Here is an 18,738-nt window from a genome sequence, read left to right as displayed (position 1 = left end):
GGCGCTAGCGATGTTGCGCGCTTCCGCCCCCCGCATACAGCGAGGCCAGGAAGGACCCTGCGGCTCGAGAGCCACAGTGGCTGATCAGAGGGCGAGTGGCTCGGGAGCCGCGGTGCTCGACGCACCTTCTCGACGTGTCACCATCATAGCCAACTCGATTTGTGCGCCGCCATGGGATGTATTGTAACAGCGGCTTTGAGCACATCGAGATGTCGTAAACCGAATTGCCTGCCGCTTCCGCTTCCGAGGCCGCGTGGATTGGCACTGTTTGCGGCGCGTGCTCAGGTCCTCACATCCGCAACGCAACCGCCTTCGCCAAGACGCCTATCTTGCGCCGTCAGGAGAGCACATGACTGAGAATGCCCCGGTACCCCAGACTGACGACGTTCTAGACGACCCGCTGGCGACGATCTTGGCGATTGTCGAGTTCCAAAGGCGGATTCAATCTGACCCCGATTCTGTGACTGACGAAGAAATCCTGAAAGAGTACGGTGAGGAAGTCGACGCGAAGACCGTCCGAGATCTAGCCAGACATTCTACGTTCAACCGGACGGCGAAAAACACGCGTGCTAGCGCTCGTGAGAAACTACGGCGGCGACTGACTTGGCTCAGCGCTGCGCTTGATGATGTCGACGGGGCAATTGATGCGGTCCTCAATGCTCCTGGGCGGACGAATAGGCAGGCGGATCTCGAGGAGATCAAGAAGGCAATCGTCACCTTTCGCGCGAGCTCGCACCTTATCAGCCACCAAGAAGTCGATTCAGCTCAAGACCTAGAAAGCCTGTTTGAGCGGATATTCTCGAAGCCTCCTCTGGACTGGTCCGAGCTTGAAAAGACCGACGCTGCCAAGGACGTCGAGCACCGCACCGCTCCCGAAGCTGATCAGTAACCCGGGCGCCCGGTCGCGCGTCTCGGCGAGCGCTGGGTCGAGCCGGGTACTCCGGTCAGTCTTCGTGTTCCGACTCAGACAGCTGCAGCCTCCCGCTCCAAGCCGACGCTAGCCGTGAGCGAAGACCTGGCTCGAGACCACCGTTGTTGCAGATCTCGCCCAGAATTGTTTCACGCTGCTTGCTCCCGCGGCATCAGTCCGAAGTGCATCGCGAGAATGCCAAGCGCCGCGATCAGGATGCCGCCCGCGATGGGCTGCGGCACTGGTTTGCCGCTCCAGCCTCGACGCGCAGCCCATTCACGAACCGACATCTCGAGCCCGACGACGAACCACGCGCAGGAGCCGGCCGGGCTGTCATGCCCACCCAGCGCATCCATCGCCGCAAGCACACGGCGGCGCGCGTCGAGCTGGCGGTTGGACAGCCGGTCTGCCGCCGAGGCTGGCAGACGGATCAGCTGCGACGTGGACATGCTGTCGATCGCGGCGCTGCGGAACAGCGTGCGGAAGATGCAGCCCGCCTCGTGCATCTGCGGCGTGATGTTGCCGTTGGCCAGCATCAGCCCGAGCGTGTCCACGGCACGCCGATGCTGCACAGGCGTGCCTGTCTCGGGGTCCGCCTCCCGGATCGGATCCGAGAAGCAACCATGCTGCAGCCGCCACTTCGACGGCTTCGCCAGATCGGCGAGCTGCGGCTTCGCCACCTTGGACTTGCGCTTACCGGCCATGGTGGTTCTCCCCGTTGCGACGCCCCCAGCGCCGGTTGGCTTCGTTGGTGATGGCCTGACGGAGCCAGTCGTCCGTGATGTCGGCGACAGGCAGCGCGGCCACGCCGTGCTGATGCCAAGCGGCGGCGCGCATGGCGTTCACCTCGCTGTCGTTGGTCGGGCTACGCGTCCCGCGGTCGAGACAGGACCGGGGCGGCAGTGGTGCGCCGTACATGCTCATGCGCGGCCTCCCGTGGGGTCGGTGGCCCAAAGCAGCAGTGCGATGGCATCGGCCTCGTTGTCGTCGGCCGGCGCGAAGCCGCGTGCCTGGATGGCGGCGACCATCTTCGCCTTGTCGGCATTGCCCTTGCCGGTGGCGTAGCGCTTGATCGTGCCGACCGGGACGCCCTCGTACGGGACCTCGTGCTCCTCGCACCAGGCGGTCAGCGTGCCGAGGAAGCCGCCGTAGACGTGCGCCGCGTCGGTGCCTGCATGGGCGCGGACTTCCTCGAACACCACCCGCGCCACGCCGCCGGACAGGGTGGCGACCTCGGCCAGCCATCCCCGGAAGCGCAGAAAGCGCATCCCGCCGCCCTCGAAGCGGGTTGGCCTGAACGTCATGGTGCCGGAGGTGATGCCGCCGTCACGCGACCGCAGGGCCCATCCGGTGCCGGTGCCGAGATCAAGGGCGAGCACGGCGTGGTGCGCCAGGCCGATCGCAGGCGGGAGGGCGATGGGCGGGCCGCTTGCATGGACGGCGGGCATGGTGAGAGTCGCAACTGCCATGGTGGTCTCCGAGAGGGGATGATCCTGGTGAGGGCGGCGACGGCGCGGTTCTTGGCGGAGCTCGCCGTCGCTGCCCGGCATCGGGTGGGGTGGTCCCAGCGGGGGAGGCCCACGCGCCCAACCCGGTCGCGCGAGGTGTGGTGTGCGCGCGCCGTTGAGGCGCGCATGCACACCCCCGTAGGGGGTGGGAGCAACACCTAACTCCTCCACCGGGTACAACCTATTGATATGGAATGGAAAAAGAGGAGTTAGGTGCGAAGCGGGAGGAGTTAGGGACCTAACTCCTCTGTCCTCCCAAGCCATTGATTTCATGGCGTTGTCCGCGGGGAGGAGTGAGGAGTTAGGCCTAACTCCTCAGGAGTGAGGTCGTCCAAGACGCCTTCCGGGTAGACCCACACCTCCGGATTTTCGACGTCCAGGCAGTTGCCGGATTGGGGGCATTTGAAGTGGCTGGGCAGGACGCGGCGGGCGCTGGTGGTCACCTCACCGGTATGCGGATCAACAGTTTCGACCTCGGGGCCGAAGGTCATGCCCTCCACGCAGAGGTACCCGAACCGCGACCGGACGACGCCAAGGCCGAACTCGGTGCCGTCTCGGCGGAACTTCACGAAGCCCTTGGTGGCGAGCACGCTCAACCGCTCGCGGATCGTGTGCTTGCTGCCGAGCCCGACCTTGTTTTCGAATTTCTCGGCCAGTTGCATGGTCGAATAGAGCCGGCCTTCAGCTGCCTCATCGAGCAGGATGCCGAGAATCACATCCTGCTTGCGCAGCCGTTCGGCATCGAGTTTGCGTCCGATGTCCTGCCTGACCAGGCGCTCGCCGCGCCGGTCGAATTCCACCCAGCGGCCCGCGATTTTGTCGACCAGCATCGGCTCGAGGCCAGGGCCATTGCGGAGTTCGACATGCAGCTCGCGTTCGGTCTGCTCCTCGTCGGGCCGGAAGAGGATCATGCCGGAGGTGTAGAAGCCGCGCAGCGCGCTGGCGCCCGAGAGCGACAGGAAGGGATCGTCCTTGACCTGCTGCTTGCTGAGCTTCTTCGTGTGGTGGGCGAAGATAATGCCGGCCTCGGGGGCGACCTGGTCGCGCAGCGCCTCCACGCGGCTCTGCAGGAAGAACATCATCGCCGCGTTGTCGTTCTCACCTTCGCCCGCGGGCCCGCCGTCGAAGAGGTTGCGGATGGGGTCGATGCAGATGATGTCCGGCGGCGCATCCGGGAACGCAGCGCGGATGGCAGCCGCGACGAGGGGCACGCCCTGGTCGTCGAGCAGCATGCGCAGCTTGGGGGTGACGACGAGGGTGTCGCGCGCGCGGGCGACGATCGAAGGATCGAGCCGGAGTTGCTGCAGGCGCTCGCGGAGGTAGTGGTACTGGATCTCGGCCTGGAGATAGAACACGCGCAGCGGGCGTGGTGCCGTGAAGCGCAGGAAGGGCGCGCCGGCGGCGGCGTGCACGAGCAGGCTGATCAGAAAGTCGGATTTGCCGACCTTCGGCGCGCCGCCGAGGACGAGCATCCCACCCGGGGTCAGCAGGCGAGGTCCGATCAGGTCGTCGGGCATGGGCGAGGTGTCGTCGAGCAGCGCGCCCAGAGTGTGTGCGGGGATGGCGCTGGGTGAGGCCGCGGCGGCACGAAGAAGGGGCGGCCCGTTCCGATCGACATGGAGGGCCCAGATCGCATCGGCCTCGACCTTGAGGCGGTCCAGCGGCCATTCCGGCCGAAGGCACGCGGCGTTGTACTGGCAGATGGCCTCCCAGCCCTCGTCGCCGGTCATGCGCCCCTCGTGGACCATCCGGACGAAGTGGCCGATGGCCGCGCTGGCGCCCTGGAAGCGGGTCCAGGCGTCCTGAGAGCCTTCCCGCACTGGCGTGGTCAGGACGGCATCGAGGCTGGGGCGGGTGGCACCTGCGGTGGCGGTGGGCGCCTCCAGGCCCGGCATGGTGGGCATGGCTGCCACCGCTGCGGCGAAGTCGGGGAGCTCCACCTCGACCCTAGGGCGGTGCTCCCGGATCGAGACGCGCCGCTGCACGCCATGCTTCTGGTGGACCGTGCCGGGCACGCGGATCGGCTGGTGCGCGGAGCGGAAGTGAAGGTCGCCGCCAACCTTCTCCGCGATTTCGCCGCGCAGCGCGCAGAGGCGGGCCAGATCCTCGCCCTCGGCCGGCTCCGTCAGCCGCCACCAGGCATGGAGCTTGGCGGCACCCTCGGCGGTGCGGCCGCCGCTTTCGACCAGGAGGGTGGGCGCGCCCAGGTGGTGGACCAGATGCGCCAGCTTGGCGGTGATGGCGCCGGCGTCGAGATCGACCACCACCGTCTGCATCTGCAGCACATGTTCGGCGCGGGCCTGGCCCTGCTCGACGACAGTGCCGGGGATGACATAGACGGCGCTGCCTTCGCGCGCGGCCCAGGTGGCATAGGCGCTGAGGGATACGGCGGCGTGCCGATCGGCCGGCACCCAGATGTTGTGCGGCTTGGTGTCGCGCCCCTGGCCCTGATCGACGAAGCCGCGGACCGGGATCAGCCCGTCGCAATAGCCGAACACCACGTCGAGGAAGGCGGCGATCTGCTCGATGTCCGGCGCGATGGGCCCATCGGCCGCCGACATCGACTGCCCAGCGCCGGGAAGCTCGCTCGCGCCATCCTCCGGCAGCGGCGCGGCATCGTTGAAGTCGCCCCATTCCGTCATGCAGGCTGCGCCCAACAGCGCTTGGCCCAGGGGCAGAACCGGCACTCGAAGTGATCGGCCTGAGCGGCAACGCGGGGCAGCAATTCGCCAGCATCGGTCGCGGCCAGGATGCGCACCGCCCGGTCCGACATGCGTTGCGCCAGCTCCGCATTGAACGGCACCAGCTCATGGTGCAGCTCCGCCGTGTCCTTGTTAATGGCGGTGAAAAGCGCCGGATTGTCCGCCACGCCCGGCATCGCGACGTCCATGTAGGCCTGGTAGACGGCGATCTGCGCCGCGTAGATCGGCTTGGCCACGGCGACGCCCTTGCTCGACGTCTCGCGCCAGGCCTTGGCGTTCATGGTTTTGCATTCCCATAGCGCCGGGAACGCCATGCCAGGGATGGTCGGGCCGCCGGCGAAGACGCCGTCCACATGGCCGCGGATGCGACCGCCGGCGACCGAGAAGCCGAACTGCTCGCCATGGTCGCCACCGCCGCGGCGGGTGTAGAGATCGAAGCCGGCACCCCGAAGCCAGGCGACGGCGACGTGCTCCAGCGCGTGGCCGATCCCGAAGATGCGCAGCAGCCGTCCGTCGAAGTCGGCGCCCTCGTCCTTCGGGGCCTTCACGAACTCGAACTGCAGCGCGCGCTCGCAGGCATGGCCGAGGCGCGAGCCGCCCAGGTAGCTGCGCGGCGGCGTCGCCTGATTGGCCGCGACCAGCGCCGCGTCGATGGCGGCATTCACATGCGCGGAGGTCTGGCTGCGGCTGTTGAAGTCGAGCATCAGAAGGGCACCTCCGCCGCCGCGTCCTGCCGCGCGATCGCCTGCATCCCCTCCTGGAAGCCGCCGACGGCGACCTCGATCAGCGTCAGCACCTGCGCCTCGCTCAGCTCCTGGAAGCGGGTTCCCCAGCCGATCTCGGCCATCGTCTCCGCGACGCGGCGCATGGCGGCGCGCATCGCGGCCTTCTCCTGCTCGGTGAGGTCAACCATGGCGGACGACCTCCCAGCCAAGCGCGACCAGAAGCCCTGGCAGGCGATGCAGCAGAAGGAGACCGACGGCCGCGGCTTCTTCCGCGGCGCCGGGTCGAACCAACCAAAGCCACGCGCCGGGCGGGAGCAAACGGCGCAGGGCGGTTCGGGGGAGCGGGCCATCGATCATGCGGCCTGCCCGAGCGCCGCGGGCTGGGCGCTGCGGATGAGGTGCTGGATGGCCTGGCGGTTGAACTTGAAGGTCAGCAGCGCCGAGGCCTGGTAGCGGGTCATGCCGAGATCGGCCCGGACTGCCGGGGGCAGGTGGATCAGCTGCCGTTCCGTCGGCGGCTCGCGCAGCCAACGCCGGCTCTTGTGGGCGCTCTCGTCGGTCTCGTAGGTGTTCAGCCAGTCATCCGCCGCGGCCAGCGCCACCAGCCGCTCCCCGATGGAGAGCAGGCGCGGCCGCTCCTCCTTCGCGCCGCCGACCGCGTGCCAGGCGCCGTTCAGGAAGAAGATGCCGGCCCAGCCGTTGAACCCGTTGGCCAGCAATGCCGCGTCATCACCGAATAGGTCGCACCACTGGAAGGCGGACCGCCGCAGAAGGTCGATCTCCGTCATGATGAAGTCGCTGAGCGGCGCCGTCTCGCGCCCGCGGGGCTCGAAGGCGTGGCCGCAGATCGGGCACTCCATCACCGCGATCGGCACCTCCGCTTCGCAGGAGGGGCAGGTCTTGGTGGGCGGATCACCTTCGCCGGGCTGGCTGTCGAGATCTACATCCTGCTCCAGGCACCCGTGGATCTGCGAGGATGTGCCGAAGTCGAGCACGATGCAGTCGCGCTTGACGATGCCGGGATGCTCGGTGGGGTCGACGATGCGCAGCCCGCGGCCCACCATCTGGATCATCGTGCACTTGAACGAGCTGGGCCGCAGCAGCACGACGCAGGAGGTGGGCGGGTGGTCCCAGCCCTCCGTCAGCACCGCGACATTCACCACGATACGCGCCTCGCTCCTTGCATAGGCGGCCAGGACGGAGCGCCGCTCGCCCTCCGGCATGTCGCCGGTCACCACGACGGTGGGGGCGCCGGCCGCATTGAAGGCGGCGGCGACGTGTTCGGCATGGGCGATGGTGGAGCAGAAGGCCACGGTCTGGCGGCCGCCGGCCTTCTCCTGCCAGTGCTTTACGACGGTATCGGTGACCGGCACCGTGTCCATGACGCGAGCGACCTCGCCCATGTCGAAATCGTCGCCGCTGCGGCGCACAGCGAGGAGTTCATCCTGCACGCCGACATCGATGATGAAGGTCCGAGGCGGCACCAGGTGACCGGAGGCTATCAGTTCGCCGAGCCGGATCTGGTCGGCGACGTTCGAGAAGACCTGGCGCAGCCCGACCTTGTCGCCGCGGTTCGGCGTGGCGGTGACGCCGTAGATCCGGCAGTCGGCGTTGCGGTCGAGCGCCCGATCGATGATCCGGCGATAGCTGTCGGCGACGGCGTGGTGCGCCTCGTCGATCACCAGCAGGTCCAGCGCCGGCATCGCCTCGAGGTTCGCCTCGCGCGTCAGGGTCGGCACCATGGCGAAGGTGACCTGGCCGCCCCAGGATTTCTGGCCGGCATCCACCACCGAAGTGGTCACGCCCGGATTCACGCGACGGAACTTCGCCAGGTTCTGCGCCGTCAGCTCATCCCGATGCGCGAGGACCGCGGCCTTGGCGGCGCTGCTGCCAATATGCTCGCCCACCGCCGCCGACAGCATGATCGTCTTGCCGGCGCCGGTCGGGGCGACGCCGAGGGTGTTGCCGCGCTCGCCGAGCGCACGAAGGCTGCGCTCGACGAAGAGTTTCTGGCGGGGGCGGAGCATCATGCTGGTGCGGCCCTCCCTCAGCGCGCCCAGGCGGGACGCGGGTCGGCGCCGGCGGCGGCGGGCTGGGCGGCCGGGAAGGCGCCCTGGGGGATGGCCGGCGTCGCGGGCGGCGCGTAGGCCTGGGCTGGCGGTGCATAACCCGCCGGCGCCACCTGCCGCCCCATCACCTGGGCGTAGTCGCGATGGTCCGGCGTCACCGCCATGCGGATTTCGTTCTTCGTCTCGCCGCCGGCGTCGGTGCCGTGTTCGATCTTCGCCACGAATTCGAGGCCATCGAGATCCGCGAAGCCGCCGATGCGACGCGCGGCCTGCGCCTGGGGCGAGACATCCTTGTCGGAGATGCCGCGCGCGGAGTTCAGCATCCCCCGCAGGAAGCTGCGGCCCATCCCCGCCCACTCCGGCCCCTTCGGGCTGTGGAGGCCGATCAGCGTGAAGATCTTCCGCTTGGCGTGGGGTCCCTCCAGCACCGTGAACTCGCCATTGAGATAGACGGCGCCGGTGCTGCCGCGCGTCGCGTAGCCGCCGGTCCAGCCCTGGCTCGGATCGTCGAAGCCGCCGGGGCGGATGGTGAGGCGGACCTTCGCGAGCGTCCCCTTGGGGATCAGGTTCGGGTTGGACTGGGCGTCGTTGTAGTCGTTCCAGGCAGCCATGGTGCTTCTGCTCCGATCAGGTGTTGGGGGTGGCGGCGACCAGCGCGATCGACGGCGCGCCGTGCGCGCCGTGCGCGTCGATCGGCGGCGATGGGCTGCGGATTTTCTGGAAGAGCTGCCCGAGATGCGGCGGCTCCAGCATGTCGAGCCGGCCGCTGCGATCCTTCGCGGGATAGCCCCAGGGATTCAGCGTCTGGCAGACCAGGCCGCGGAAGGATGCGACAGCAGGCTGGCCAGGAGCGGCGTCCGGCTTGATCTCGGCCAGCGTCATGACCTGATCGACGATGCCGGGCAGCTCGAGCCCGGTCTTGCTGCCGTCGATCTGCGGCACGAAGACGCGGCGATTGAAGTCGTCGAGCTTCTCGTCGAGGATTCCGACGAAGATCACGTTGCGGTCACGCGCATGTTGGAGATGGGTTAGCCAGGCGATCATCTCGCGGCCATGCAGGCCGTAGGCGCCGCGAATGTCGGGCTTGCCGGTCTTCTCGGAATGCGCCTCCGGCTGGCCCCGGCACCACTGGAAGCAGAGCCGGCCGGCGACCGTGATGCTGTCCACGAAGATCGTGGCGAAGCCGTCCATGCGCGCCGGATCGCCATAGGTCTGCAGGACGCGGGCATACTGCGCGGCGGAATAGGGCTGGTCGTCACGAAGCGCGGGGTTGGGGCCGGCGAGGAACAGCGCCAGGTCGCGGCATTCCTCCCAGGTACGCGGCCGGATGGATGCGCCGCGCCAGTGCTGCACGGCGAGATCGCCGGCCTCCAGGTCGATGAAGAGCGTCGCGCCTTCGTCGAGCGTCAGCAGGAGATAGGTCTTGCCGATGCCGCTCTTGCCGAAGATCACGGCCTTGATGCCGCGTGCCTCGGCCTGCCGTTCATCGGCTGTGATGATGCGCAGCGCCATCAGCCGATCCCCCCGGTGAAGGGGGTAGCGACGCCGCCGTCCCGCAGCTCGCGCTCGGTGCAGATGGTCAGGCGGTAGGTGGGCTTGCCCGTGCGCACGGTCCGTGCCGGCTCGAAGGCATTGCGGATACGTTCGGGCCAGGCAGCATAGGCCCGCTCCGGCACCTTGAAGCTGACCTCGACATACTCACCGGGGTCTTCGCCACCTGCACGGATCTGTTCGGTGAGCGCGGCCAGGCGACGCTGGTCCCATTCCACCTTCTTGGGGAGGTCGGCGGCTATCTCGACCGCGCCGTCCATGAAGCGCACCGTGCCGGTGTCCTTTTCGGCGGCAGCACGGGCGCCGATGGCGCGTTGCTCGTAGCGCAGCCTGATCGCGGCCTCGATCCAGTCCTGCATGCGTTTGGCGGCGTCCAGCGCCTCACGCGCATCGGTCTGCAGCAGCGCCAGGTGCTCGGCGGGGAGCGCAATCACGTCGCTCACCGGCATGTGGCGCAGCGCATCGAGCGTCGGGCGGTTGGGAAGTGCGGCCATGATCAGGCAGCCTCCGCCAGGATCTGCGGTAGCAGGCTCGGCGAGACGCGCCGCGGCCGGCGGCGGGCGACGAGGAGATACTCGAAATCCTCGAAGCCCCGGCGCCGCTGCACCAGATCGGCGAGCCCGTCCTCCGCCAGCTTCCAGGCGCGCGTTGCGAGCCGCGCGAGATTGACCCGCTCGTCCTGCGAGATCAGCGCGAGCTGAGGACACAGCGAGCGCGCCAGCGCGCCGCGGAAGTAGGTGATGGCGTCGCCGGGGGCGGCGGCGCCGAGCCAGCGGCACAGGGCCGCTTCGGTGAGGGGCGCCTGCGAGGCGCGGGAGATGTCCGTGATGTCCATGACCATGATTACCGAGGCTGGTGGCAATGTGTTTCAGGCTGCCGAGGTCAGGCCGGCGGCCAGCAGATGCAGCCTCAGTTCGCGAACGCGCCGGAAGCCGGTGGTGCGTGACAGACCGGCGTGACGCGCGGGATCACGGTCGCCGCGGGCGAGGGCGGCGCAGAGCGGCACGTATTCCGCCGTCAAAGCCGGGGCAGCGCGCTCCAGATCGATGCGGCGCTCGACGGCGGCAAAAACATCGGCGGGCTGGCCCACCCACGCGCCGTAGCCGTCCGCCTCCGACAGCACGGCGCCGACCGTGGCGCCGCCCGGCAGAGGATCATCGAGGGAGGTAGGGTGGTGGATTGCCCGGTGCCGCTGGGTGCGATGCGCCAGCAGCGCGGCATGGTGTCGGAAGCAGGTGAGCGCGAAGGCGCCCAGTTCGCCATGCTCCGGGTTGAAGCTAGGCAGGCGGGCGAGGAGGTCGGTCAGAAGGTCCTGGGCGAAGTCTTCGGCGTCATGCGCGGGCAGCCCGAGGCGACGGCACAGGCCGCGCGACATGCGCACGGCCATGCGGTGCAGGGGTTCGAATTCGGCGAAGGTGAGCGAGGGCATCGGCGGCTCCGGCTGGTCGGTGATGACCAGCCGAACCTGCCGGGACTGCTTTCCCACAGGGGTGGGACAGGTGTGGGAGGGCTGTGGGAACGGCCCTCCCTAGGCCCGTCGCCTATCCCACCACGGAGACGGTGAGCGGTGGGAGGTTGATGGCGTAGCCGGCAGTTGTGTGGGTCGTGATCAACTGCGCGACCTCCTCGGCATCACCGAAGGCTCGCTTCAGCTGGCGGCGGGTCTCGGACACCAGATCGCGGACCGCGGCTTCGGCTGTGCTTGGGGTGAAGATCTCGTCCAGGAGAGCATGCCGGCTCACGACCGGCTTTCCTCGTCGGTGCTGGCGCGCGAGGATGTGGAGGATCTGGAATGGCCGCGGGGGCAGTGTCGCGGCTTTCCCGCCGATATGGACCGTCCGCGTTTCAACGGTGAGAATGAGGCTATACCGGCCGGCGCGCCCATCCGGCAGTCGAGCGACGTCCAGAGCCAGGGGAAGATCGCCCATCAGCGGCAATACGGCGTGGATCGGCTGAACATGATGGATGTTTTGTTCGGCCAGGTTGCCGCGCATCAGCGCGGGCAGTTCTGGCCCGACCAGGATGATCGTGCCTTCCCTGTGCGCGAGGCGGACCGCGCCGACCAACCCAGGCTGCCGAATACCGGCGCGGGTGGGTGCGGCCACGATGATCCGCTCGTCCGCCAGCATGCCGAGGCTCCACAGCCCTGGCGCGATCAGGTCCGGACGGCCGAATCCCATGGCCGCAGCGACGCCTTCCATGAAGGCGGGCAGGACCACGGTGAAACTGCGCACATCGTCGGCGCGCAGGCGCTCATCCCTTCGGTGATCGGCAGCGCATTTCGCGGTGGCGATATCCCCGTCCCATGCGATTGCACGCTCCGCAGCGCCGCAGTCGCAGTCGTGGCAGACATCCCAGGATGCCTCGCGCCCGCGATGCACGAGGATGCCGAGCTGGAGGAGACGCTCGAAGGCGGCCTCCTCCTCCGCACCATGCTGCCGGCCGAGCATGACGACCGGCTCGCCGGCCTCACTCAGCCGCCAGAGCTGGTACGATAGGCTGTCGGTCATTCGTCAGCGCGTTCAGCTTGAGCAGTGCCATGACCAGCTTCTTGTGCCGGACCCTCGGAAAGCTGACCGATCCGGGCGGCTTGATCGTGACGCTGATCGTCGGCGCACGGCCGCTTGGCGTCTTCAGGACGATGCGTGCGATGATGTGGTCGAGGCGCCACGCATTGTCGCCATAGCTGATTTCGGTCCGGCTCTCATGAAGACGGCGCAGCGCGCTGCCCTCCGAATCCTTCACCCGCACCGAGAAGAGGGTCTTCTCGCGGCCGGTTCGGACATTGGTGGCGACCCGGTTGGCCTGCGCTTCCGTGATCTCGACCCGGTCGATCTGATCCAGGTCACCGAGGCGGAAAGCGAAGGTGCCGTGCGACTTCTCGACCGGAGCCAGTGTGTAGAGGTTCTGCGAGCTGGCCGCCTTGAACACGCCAGGGCGCCCGAGGATCTCGGTGGCAAATGCCTCCGCCAGGTCGCCGCGGCGCTTCTTCGCGCAGCCCCACACGGTAAGTCGGCCCGTCGCTTCGACGAAGGAGATGACCGCGGTGTCGATCTCCTGGAAGCCGATGACCTCGTCCTCCTCGCCGCGAATGACCTCCGTCGAAACCGGCGGAGCACCGTGGCGGACGGCAATGCAAAGCTCGCCATCATCGACGTAGTCGCGGACGCGGCAGAACTTCCCGCGGAGATCGGCGGCGAAAATTCCGGACGCGCGGACGCGGAGCGCCTCGAGCGCCTCCTTGGTCACGCTCGCCGCAATCCCGTCCTCACCCGCATCGAACTCGGTCACGCTCGGTGGAGCGATGAAGACGGACGTATGCTCCGCCTCTTTGAACACGTCCGGGAACTCGACAAAGGCGACGAGGGCGTAGTCGCGCGGGGTCGCCGTCGGGCACTCGGTCGGATCGATGATCACAACCCCCTGCCGCTCCGCCTCCTCCTGGAGCAAACGCATCCCGGTCGGGCTGTCGAGGCGAACGATGCGGTGAAGGTCCTGGATCAGGCCCTCCGGGTAGGAATCCTTCGAGCCCAGCAGGTACTCGGTGATCCGCTTCCGCCCCTCGATCTGGTCAGCAAGCAGGACGTCCAGGTCGAGGCCTTTGAGGCCGACCCGGTGCGCCGTGAGCAGCTTGCCCAGGACTTCCCAGTTCACGGTCTTGAGGAACCGCTGGTTGGCGAACTTGGTGAAGTCCTTCTGCACGTAGCGCGGTCCTGTCGGGGGGATGGGGGGGGAGAACGAAGCGGGTACATCATCAGGTATCCGGCTGTCGAATCCAATCTGCGGTTGGGTGCTGAAACACTCCGACCGCAGCCCAGGTAATCATGGGGATGGCGAATCCATCCTACCGGCCCAGCGGCGCCCATCTCGCGCCCCACCTCCGCGAGGTCTGCGACATCCTGGCGCGCGGCCTGCTGCGGCTGCGCAGCCGCGCTGCCGAGGATCTCGCGCGCGACGCCGAAGAGGCCCGCGAGTCGGGAGAGGTTCGCCTACACTCTACCGCCCGGCAGCGCCTGCATGCGAACCCCAACAGGAAGGGACTCGCATGACCAGACGATCCACCGCCGCGCCCGCGCCGGCACCGGCCATTCCGAAGATCCCGCCGACGCAGGTGCTGAGCCGGCTCACCGCGCTACAGGCGGCGCCGACTGCCACGCTGAAGCAGCAGTGGCGCGAATTGTTCGGCAAGGAACCGCCACCCTGGAACCGCGCCTACATCCAGAGCCGGCTGGCGTATCGGATCCAGGAGCTCGCGTATGGCGGCCTGAAGCCCGAGACCGTCGACCGGCTGGTAGCGCTCGGTGAGCAACTGGATGGTGGCAACGTCGTCCTGCGCCGCATTCGCGCCGACAGTCGCCCACTGGCTGGCACACGCCTGATCCGCGAATGGCAGGGCGTGCAGCACGTGGTCACCGTGCGCGTCAACGATTTCGAATTCGAGGGGCGGCCCTACCAGTCGCTGTCCGCCATCGCGCGCCACATCACCGGCACGCGGTGGAACGGCTGGACGTTCTTCGGACTGCGTGCGCGGGGTGAGGCATGACGCGCCGCGCCCGCGTCGAGCCGGCCATGCCGGCCACGACGAAGAAGCTGCGCTGCGCGGTCTACACGCGGAAGTCCACCGACGAGGGGCTGGAGAAGGAGTTCAACACCCTCGACGCGCAGCGCGACGCCTGCGAGGCCTATATCACCAGCCAGCGCGCCGAGGGGTGGGTGCTGGTGCGCGACCGCTACGACGACGGCGGGTTCTCCGGTGGCACGCTGGAGCGGCCCGCGCTTCAGCGCCTGCTGCGTGACATCCAGGCCGACCTAGTCGACGTCATCGTGGTCTACAAGATCGACAGGCTCAGCCGCTCGCTGATGGATTTCGCCAAGCTGGTGGAGGTGATGGACGCGCATGGCGTGACCTTCGTGTCCGTCACGCAGTCCTTCAACACCACGACCAGCATGGGCCGGCTGACGCTGAACATACTGCTGAGCTTTGCCCAGTTCGAGCGGGAGGTGATCGGCGAGCGCATCCGGGACAAATTCGCCGCCTCCCGCGCCCGCGGCATGTGGATGGGGGGCAAGGTGCCGCTCGGCTACGACGTCGCCAACCGCAAGCTGGTGGTGAATGAAGCCGAGGCCGCGCGGGTCCGGCGCGTGTTCGAGCTCTTCGTCGAGACCGGCTCCGGCGTGGAGACGGTGCGCCGCCTGCAGGCGGAGGGCGTCACAGCGAGGTCGGGCCGGTCACTCGATAAGGGCGATGTCTACAAGATCTTGAACCTGCGGACCTACGTCGGCGAGGTCGCGCACAAGGGCAATGTATACCGCGGTGAGCACCATGCGATCGTGCCGCGGGAGCTGTGGGTTCGGGCGCACGCCATCCTGCAGGTCAGCCCGCGCGCCAGGGCGGCGCAAAACCGGCAGCATGCGCCGGCGCTGCTGAAGGGGCTGATCTTTGGGGTGGACGGGCGGGCGCTGTCGCCGACGTACTGCGTGAAGAAGGGGCGACAGTATCGGTACTACGTCGCGCAGGCGGTGCTGCGCAACGCCGATACCCAGGGCTCCGAGATCGTGCGGCGCGTGTCGGCCGCGGAGATCGAGGAGGCGGTGGTGGACCAGGTGCGCGCCTTGCTGCGCCAGCCCGAGGTGGTGGTCGGCACCTGGCTTGCGGCGCGGGAGGAGGCACCGGACCTGAAGGAGGGCGAAGTCCGCGAGGCCCTGGCCCGGCTCGACCCGCTGTGGGGTGAATTGTTCCCGGCGGAGCAGGCGCGAATCGTCCGCGCTCTGGTGGAGCGGGTGGTGGTCGGACCCGCGGGAGCCGACATCTGCCTCCGCGTAGAGGGGCTGGCCGGCCTCGTCCGAGACCTCACGGCAATCGCACCCGAGGCGCTGAAGGTGGCGGCGTGACGGTGGCGACCAGCATCACGGTCCGGGTGCCGCTAAAGATCCGGCGGCGGCCGGGGCGGAAGACGGTTGTCACGCCGCTGCGGGACGGCGGCGAGGCGCCCCTCCCGACGCACGCCGATCCGGCGCTGGTGAAGGCATTGGCGCGGGCGTTCCGCTACCAGCGGCTGCTGGACGAGGGGCGGTACGCCTCCATCAGCGAGATGGCGGCGGCAGAGCGGATCGAACGCGGCTACCTCGGCACGCTGCTGCGGCTGACGCTGCTTGCGCCGGATATCGTGGAGGCATTGCTGGATGGCCGGAACACGTCGAACCTGGACCTCGCCCGCCTTTTCGCAGGCATCGGTGCGGCCTGGGAGAAGCAGCGCGCCACCCTCCGTGCTGCCTAGCTTACCGGGCCCCAACCTGACGTAGTCACCAGAAGGCGGCGGGGGACGCGGTGTCACGACCAAGGGAGACTATCCGGAAATCTGCGTAGGAACCGCATTGATCAGGTGATGGCGAAGCGGCCTTCGAACGAGGATGGCGAACTGCACCTTGGCTTGCCTATCGAACTGAATGCGTCACGACGGGCGGTTTAACCCCGCGATCACCGTGCGTCAGCGCACGATGACACCTTGCGCGCACAGCTTCCGCGCGAGACTTTGCTGGGTATGAGCGCATCTGCGAATCCCCGGGGTCGTTCCCGCCGTAAGCCTACTGGTCAGGCAGCACGCCAGCCAGACCTCATCTGCAACCTTAGAGATCTCACGAACGAGGCTAGTGTTGAAGCGTTGTTTGTAAACAGACTTATTTTCAATCGACTTGGGTACGCAGATAGCGATGTGCAGCTAAAGCAAAGCATTGACAGTCGTGAAGTCAGGGTAGGTCGGAAAAAGGTCCAATATAAGCCAGACTATATCGTCAACACGGACGGTCGGCCTCGTTGGCTTGTTGATGCCAAGGCGCCCGACGAGAATTTAGATGATTATGTGGCTCAGTGTGCAAGCTACTCAATACTTGTGAACGGAGGGTTTGACGAAGAAAACCCTTTGCAGTATTTTGTTCTTACAAACGGCGCGCTTACACGCGTCTATAGGTGGGACAACCATTCTCCGATTTTGGAAATGAGTATCAACGACTTCGATCCATCTTCCCCAAGGTACGCAGACTTCGCCCAGCTTCTCTCGGCTAGCGCGATCAAGCGCCAATTGAATGTGGCCAGAACCAAGCAACGTGCCACTTTGACTATGCGAAATGCACCAGTCGAGGAAATCAAAGATAAATTCTCTTGGTGCCATCAATATATTTACAATAAGGGCAATATCAGTCAGGCGGCGGGCTTTGAAGAATTTGTTAAGGTCGTCTTTCTTAAACTGCTTTCCGATAAGCGCATTCGTCAGCTTCATCCCAATCTTGTCACTGCAGAGCGCTTTGACATCCCCCTAGAGGACATTCGTTTCAGCCGACGCTGGATCGATGACCGAAATGATACTGTTAACCCAATTTCTTCCATTCAATATAAAGAGTTTCTAACAGAATTTGAGGTTGAGATTGAGCGACGCAGAAAGAAGCGTATTTTTCGATCTGACGACACTATACGTCTGTCGCCCGAGATAATATACAAAGTTGTCGAGACTCTAGAGCGATACTATCTACTTGCGCTCGATGTAGATATCAACGGCCGCCTATTCGAGACTTTCCTTGGCGCTACCATGCGCGGCAAGGATCTGGGACAATTTTTTACCCCGGAGAGCGTAGTTAAGCTCGGAACGGCGCTGGCCAACTTCAAAGTCGGCCGAGACCACTGTGACACAGTGCTGGACCCGTGCTGCGGTACTGGTGGCTTCCTTATTACCGCGCTTGCCGATCTGTGGAAAAAGATCGATGAAAATCGGCTACTCAGTGCGCGAGAGAAGCAGGACCTCCGTAGCATTGTTGCAAACCGCCACGTGGTCGGCATCGACATCGGTCGTGACCCGAACATGGCGCGCATTGCGCGCATGAACATGTATCTCCACGGGGACGGAGGGTCCCGCATCTACGAGGCTGATGCGCTCGACAAAGCGCTGGTCGAGGATCCTGCCGACCCGGTCAACCTGCGGACTGATTTATCCGAACTGCGGACGCTCCTCCATGAGGAGCAGTTTGACGTGATCCTTACCAATCCCCCTTTCGCAAAGACCTACGACCTGCACACAGATCGTGAAGCTGCCATTCTGAAGGAGTATGCGATTGCTGCTTTCAGGCCGAAGCGGGGGCAGTTCAGAGCGAAAGCGCTCTCGTCGAGCATTATGTTTCTCGAGCGCTACCACGATCTCTTGAAGCCGGGTGGGCGCGTTATAGCCGTGATCGATGATGGCGTGCTCGGAGGCGACAGCGATGCGCCGGTACGCGAGTTCATCCGAAGCCGTTTCATCGTAAAGGCCGTTGTGTCGCTGCCAGGCGATGCCTTTCAGAGATCGCAGGCGCGTGTAAAGACGTCGATCATCGTGCTCGAAAAGGCCGATATCTGCGAACCGCAAGGCTACCTGGACCGACAGGGTCCGGTCTTCATGTACGCCTGTCGTTACGTCGGCATCGATGATCCTGCGCGAAAGCGAACGTTGCCAGTTGATCGGCTGAACAGGCAGCGTGCGCGGGAAGAGATTGCCGAGTGTGCGCATCTCTTCCGTCTCTTTGAAGCCGGTGATCCTGCTGTGGCTGATCACACGGTCGAGCCGGAGAAGATCGCGGACCGAATGGATGTAAAGAGCTGTTCGCAGCGTCCGGCTAAGCTGGTGCCCCTTTGGGAGGCGAACGGCTTGGAGGTTTATCCGCTCTCGGCACTGCTCGAGTTGGTAGACCCGGCGGATGAGGACATTATAGACCGTGACGGTGACGCAGAGCCGGTCACCTACCTGCGGATACGCTACGATGGCTTTGCCGAGCGGGGCGACGAGATCGTTTCATCCGATAGTAAGTCGCCCGTGTTGGTTCGCGTTCACGCAGGTGATGTCGTTATCAGCAACATCAACGCTATCCACGGGGCGGTGTGTGTCGTTCCTAAGGAGTGCGACGGCTGCGTTGTAACCAGCGAGTTCACCGTCTGCCGCGCAAAGGAAAGTGTCGACCCGAAGGTGCTCTGGCTGCTTCTCAGATCGCCGGAGGCTCGCGCTGATCTTCTCCTCCTTGCAACAGGCATCGGGCGCACCCGAGTGCGGTGGGGGAACGCTGCCGATCTGCGCCTGCCAACGCCCCCTGACGATCTAATCGCCGCAGCGCGTCGTTCGTTAAATGCGGCTGACAGGTTCGAGCGTATGTGGAGCGGCCCCTAATTCGACCGGACAGGCGGCGCAACCGTGAGGGCCTGGGCGTAAGCCTAGGCGTGCGTCTATGTCGAAGCCCATCGAGCGCGTGGAAATC

19 protein-coding genes are annotated in these 18,738 nt (G+C 66.2%); 5 read left to right on the top strand and 14 right to left on the bottom strand.

Annotated features, from left to right (window positions below; all coding sequences use genetic code 11):
* Positions 1–349 precede the first annotated feature (349 nt).
* Positions 350–889, top strand: a complete 540-nt coding sequence (locus tag GXW76_RS04965) for a hypothetical protein (RefSeq protein WP_211860886.1) — start codon at positions 350–352, stop codon at positions 887–889.
* Between the two features lie 170 nt (positions 890–1,059).
* On the opposite strand, the gene GXW76_RS04960 is transcribed toward GXW76_RS04965, so the two are convergent.
* The 14 genes from GXW76_RS04960 to GXW76_RS04895 form a co-directional block, all read right to left on the bottom strand.
* Positions 1,060–1,614 carry a hypothetical protein gene (locus GXW76_RS04960; protein ID WP_211860885.1) on the bottom strand — a complete coding sequence of 185 codons (555 nt, stop codon included), beginning with the start codon at positions 1,612–1,614 and terminating at the stop codon, positions 1,060–1,062.
* Complete coding sequence (locus GXW76_RS04955) at positions 1,604–1,834, bottom strand: hypothetical protein (protein WP_211860884.1); 231 nt, start codon at positions 1,832–1,834, stop codon at positions 1,604–1,606. The genes GXW76_RS04960 and GXW76_RS04955 overlap by 11 nt, the downstream gene beginning before the upstream one ends.
* Complete coding sequence (locus GXW76_RS04950; RefSeq protein ID WP_211860883.1) at positions 1,831–2,379, bottom strand: crossover junction endodeoxyribonuclease RuvC; 549 nt, start codon at positions 2,377–2,379, stop codon at positions 1,831–1,833. The genes GXW76_RS04955 and GXW76_RS04950 overlap by 4 nt, the downstream gene beginning before the upstream one ends.
* Positions 2,380–2,687: 308 nt before the next feature.
* Positions 2,688–5,060, bottom strand: coding sequence for an AAA family ATPase (locus GXW76_RS04945; protein ID WP_211860882.1), 2,373 nt, complete (start codon positions 5,058–5,060; stop codon positions 2,688–2,690).
* Entirely contained in the window at positions 5,057–5,824 is a 768-nt protein-coding gene (locus tag GXW76_RS04940) for a hypothetical protein (protein WP_211860881.1), read from the bottom strand. The genes GXW76_RS04945 and GXW76_RS04940 overlap by 4 nt, the downstream gene beginning before the upstream one ends.
* Positions 5,824–6,033: a DUF6511 domain-containing protein gene (locus GXW76_RS25610; protein WP_246513931.1), complete on the bottom strand. Its 210-nt coding sequence runs from the start codon at positions 6,031–6,033 to the stop codon at positions 5,824–5,826. Before GXW76_RS25610 ends, GXW76_RS04940 begins: the two co-directional genes overlap by 1 nt.
* Positions 6,034–6,198: 165 nt before the next feature.
* Positions 6,199–7,875 carry a DEAD/DEAH box helicase gene (locus GXW76_RS04930; protein WP_211860879.1) on the bottom strand — a complete coding sequence of 559 codons (1,677 nt, stop codon included), beginning with the start codon at positions 7,873–7,875 and terminating at the stop codon, positions 6,199–6,201.
* A gap of 17 nt (positions 7,876–7,892) precedes the next feature.
* Entirely contained in the window at positions 7,893–8,525 is a 633-nt protein-coding gene (locus GXW76_RS04925; RefSeq protein WP_211860878.1) for a hypothetical protein, read from the bottom strand.
* 16 nt (positions 8,526–8,541) lie between these two features.
* The gene (locus tag GXW76_RS04920) at positions 8,542–9,426 is read right to left on the bottom strand and encodes an ATP-binding protein (RefSeq protein ID WP_211860877.1); all 885 of its coding nucleotides are present in this window, start codon (positions 9,424–9,426) and stop codon (positions 8,542–8,544) included.
* Positions 9,426–9,959 carry a hypothetical protein gene (locus GXW76_RS04915; RefSeq protein WP_211860876.1) on the bottom strand — a complete coding sequence of 178 codons (534 nt, stop codon included), beginning with the start codon at positions 9,957–9,959 and terminating at the stop codon, positions 9,426–9,428. Before GXW76_RS04915 ends, GXW76_RS04920 begins: the two co-directional genes overlap by 1 nt.
* 2 nt (positions 9,960–9,961) lie before the next feature.
* Positions 9,962–10,300: a hypothetical protein gene (locus GXW76_RS04910; protein ID WP_211860875.1), complete on the bottom strand. Its 339-nt coding sequence runs from the start codon at positions 10,298–10,300 to the stop codon at positions 9,962–9,964.
* Positions 10,301–10,333: 33 nt separating this feature from the next.
* Positions 10,334–10,894 carry a sigma-70 family RNA polymerase sigma factor gene (locus GXW76_RS04905; RefSeq protein ID WP_211860874.1) on the bottom strand — a complete coding sequence of 187 codons (561 nt, stop codon included), beginning with the start codon at positions 10,892–10,894 and terminating at the stop codon, positions 10,334–10,336.
* Between the two features lie 112 nt (positions 10,895–11,006).
* Complete coding sequence (locus tag GXW76_RS04900; protein ID WP_211860873.1) at positions 11,007–11,975, bottom strand: winged helix-turn-helix domain-containing protein; 969 nt, start codon at positions 11,973–11,975, stop codon at positions 11,007–11,009.
* The gene (locus GXW76_RS04895; protein WP_211860872.1) at positions 11,935–13,167 is read right to left on the bottom strand and encodes a hypothetical protein; all 1,233 of its coding nucleotides are present in this window, start codon (positions 13,165–13,167) and stop codon (positions 11,935–11,937) included. Before GXW76_RS04895 ends, GXW76_RS04900 begins: the two co-directional genes overlap by 41 nt.
* Before the next feature lie 343 nt (positions 13,168–13,510).
* On the opposite strand from GXW76_RS04895, the gene GXW76_RS04890 reads away from it, so the two are divergent.
* From GXW76_RS04890 to GXW76_RS04875, 4 genes are all read left to right on the top strand, one after another.
* The gene (locus tag GXW76_RS04890; RefSeq protein ID WP_211860871.1) at positions 13,511–14,008 is read left to right on the top strand and encodes a DUF2924 domain-containing protein; all 498 of its coding nucleotides are present in this window, start codon (positions 13,511–13,513) and stop codon (positions 14,006–14,008) included.
* Positions 14,005–15,357, top strand: a complete 1,353-nt coding sequence (locus GXW76_RS04885) for a recombinase family protein (protein WP_211860870.1) — start codon at positions 14,005–14,007, stop codon at positions 15,355–15,357. The genes GXW76_RS04890 and GXW76_RS04885 overlap by 4 nt, the downstream gene beginning before the upstream one ends.
* Entirely contained in the window at positions 15,354–15,743 is a 390-nt protein-coding gene (locus GXW76_RS04880; protein WP_211860869.1) for a hypothetical protein, read from the top strand. Before GXW76_RS04885 ends, GXW76_RS04880 begins: the two co-directional genes overlap by 4 nt.
* Before the next feature lie 264 nt (positions 15,744–16,007).
* Positions 16,008–18,650, top strand: coding sequence for an N-6 DNA methylase (locus GXW76_RS04875; protein WP_211860868.1), 2,643 nt, complete (start codon positions 16,008–16,010; stop codon positions 18,648–18,650).
* Positions 18,651–18,738: the final 88 nt, after the last annotated feature.

It is taken from the genome of Neoroseomonas soli (assembly GCF_018129065.1).
GTDB lineage: Bacteria > Pseudomonadota > Alphaproteobacteria > Acetobacterales > Acetobacteraceae > Neoroseomonas > Neoroseomonas soli.
The sequence above is the reverse complement of the archived record's forward strand: the minus strand, read 5'-3'. Positions and strand labels throughout refer to the sequence as shown.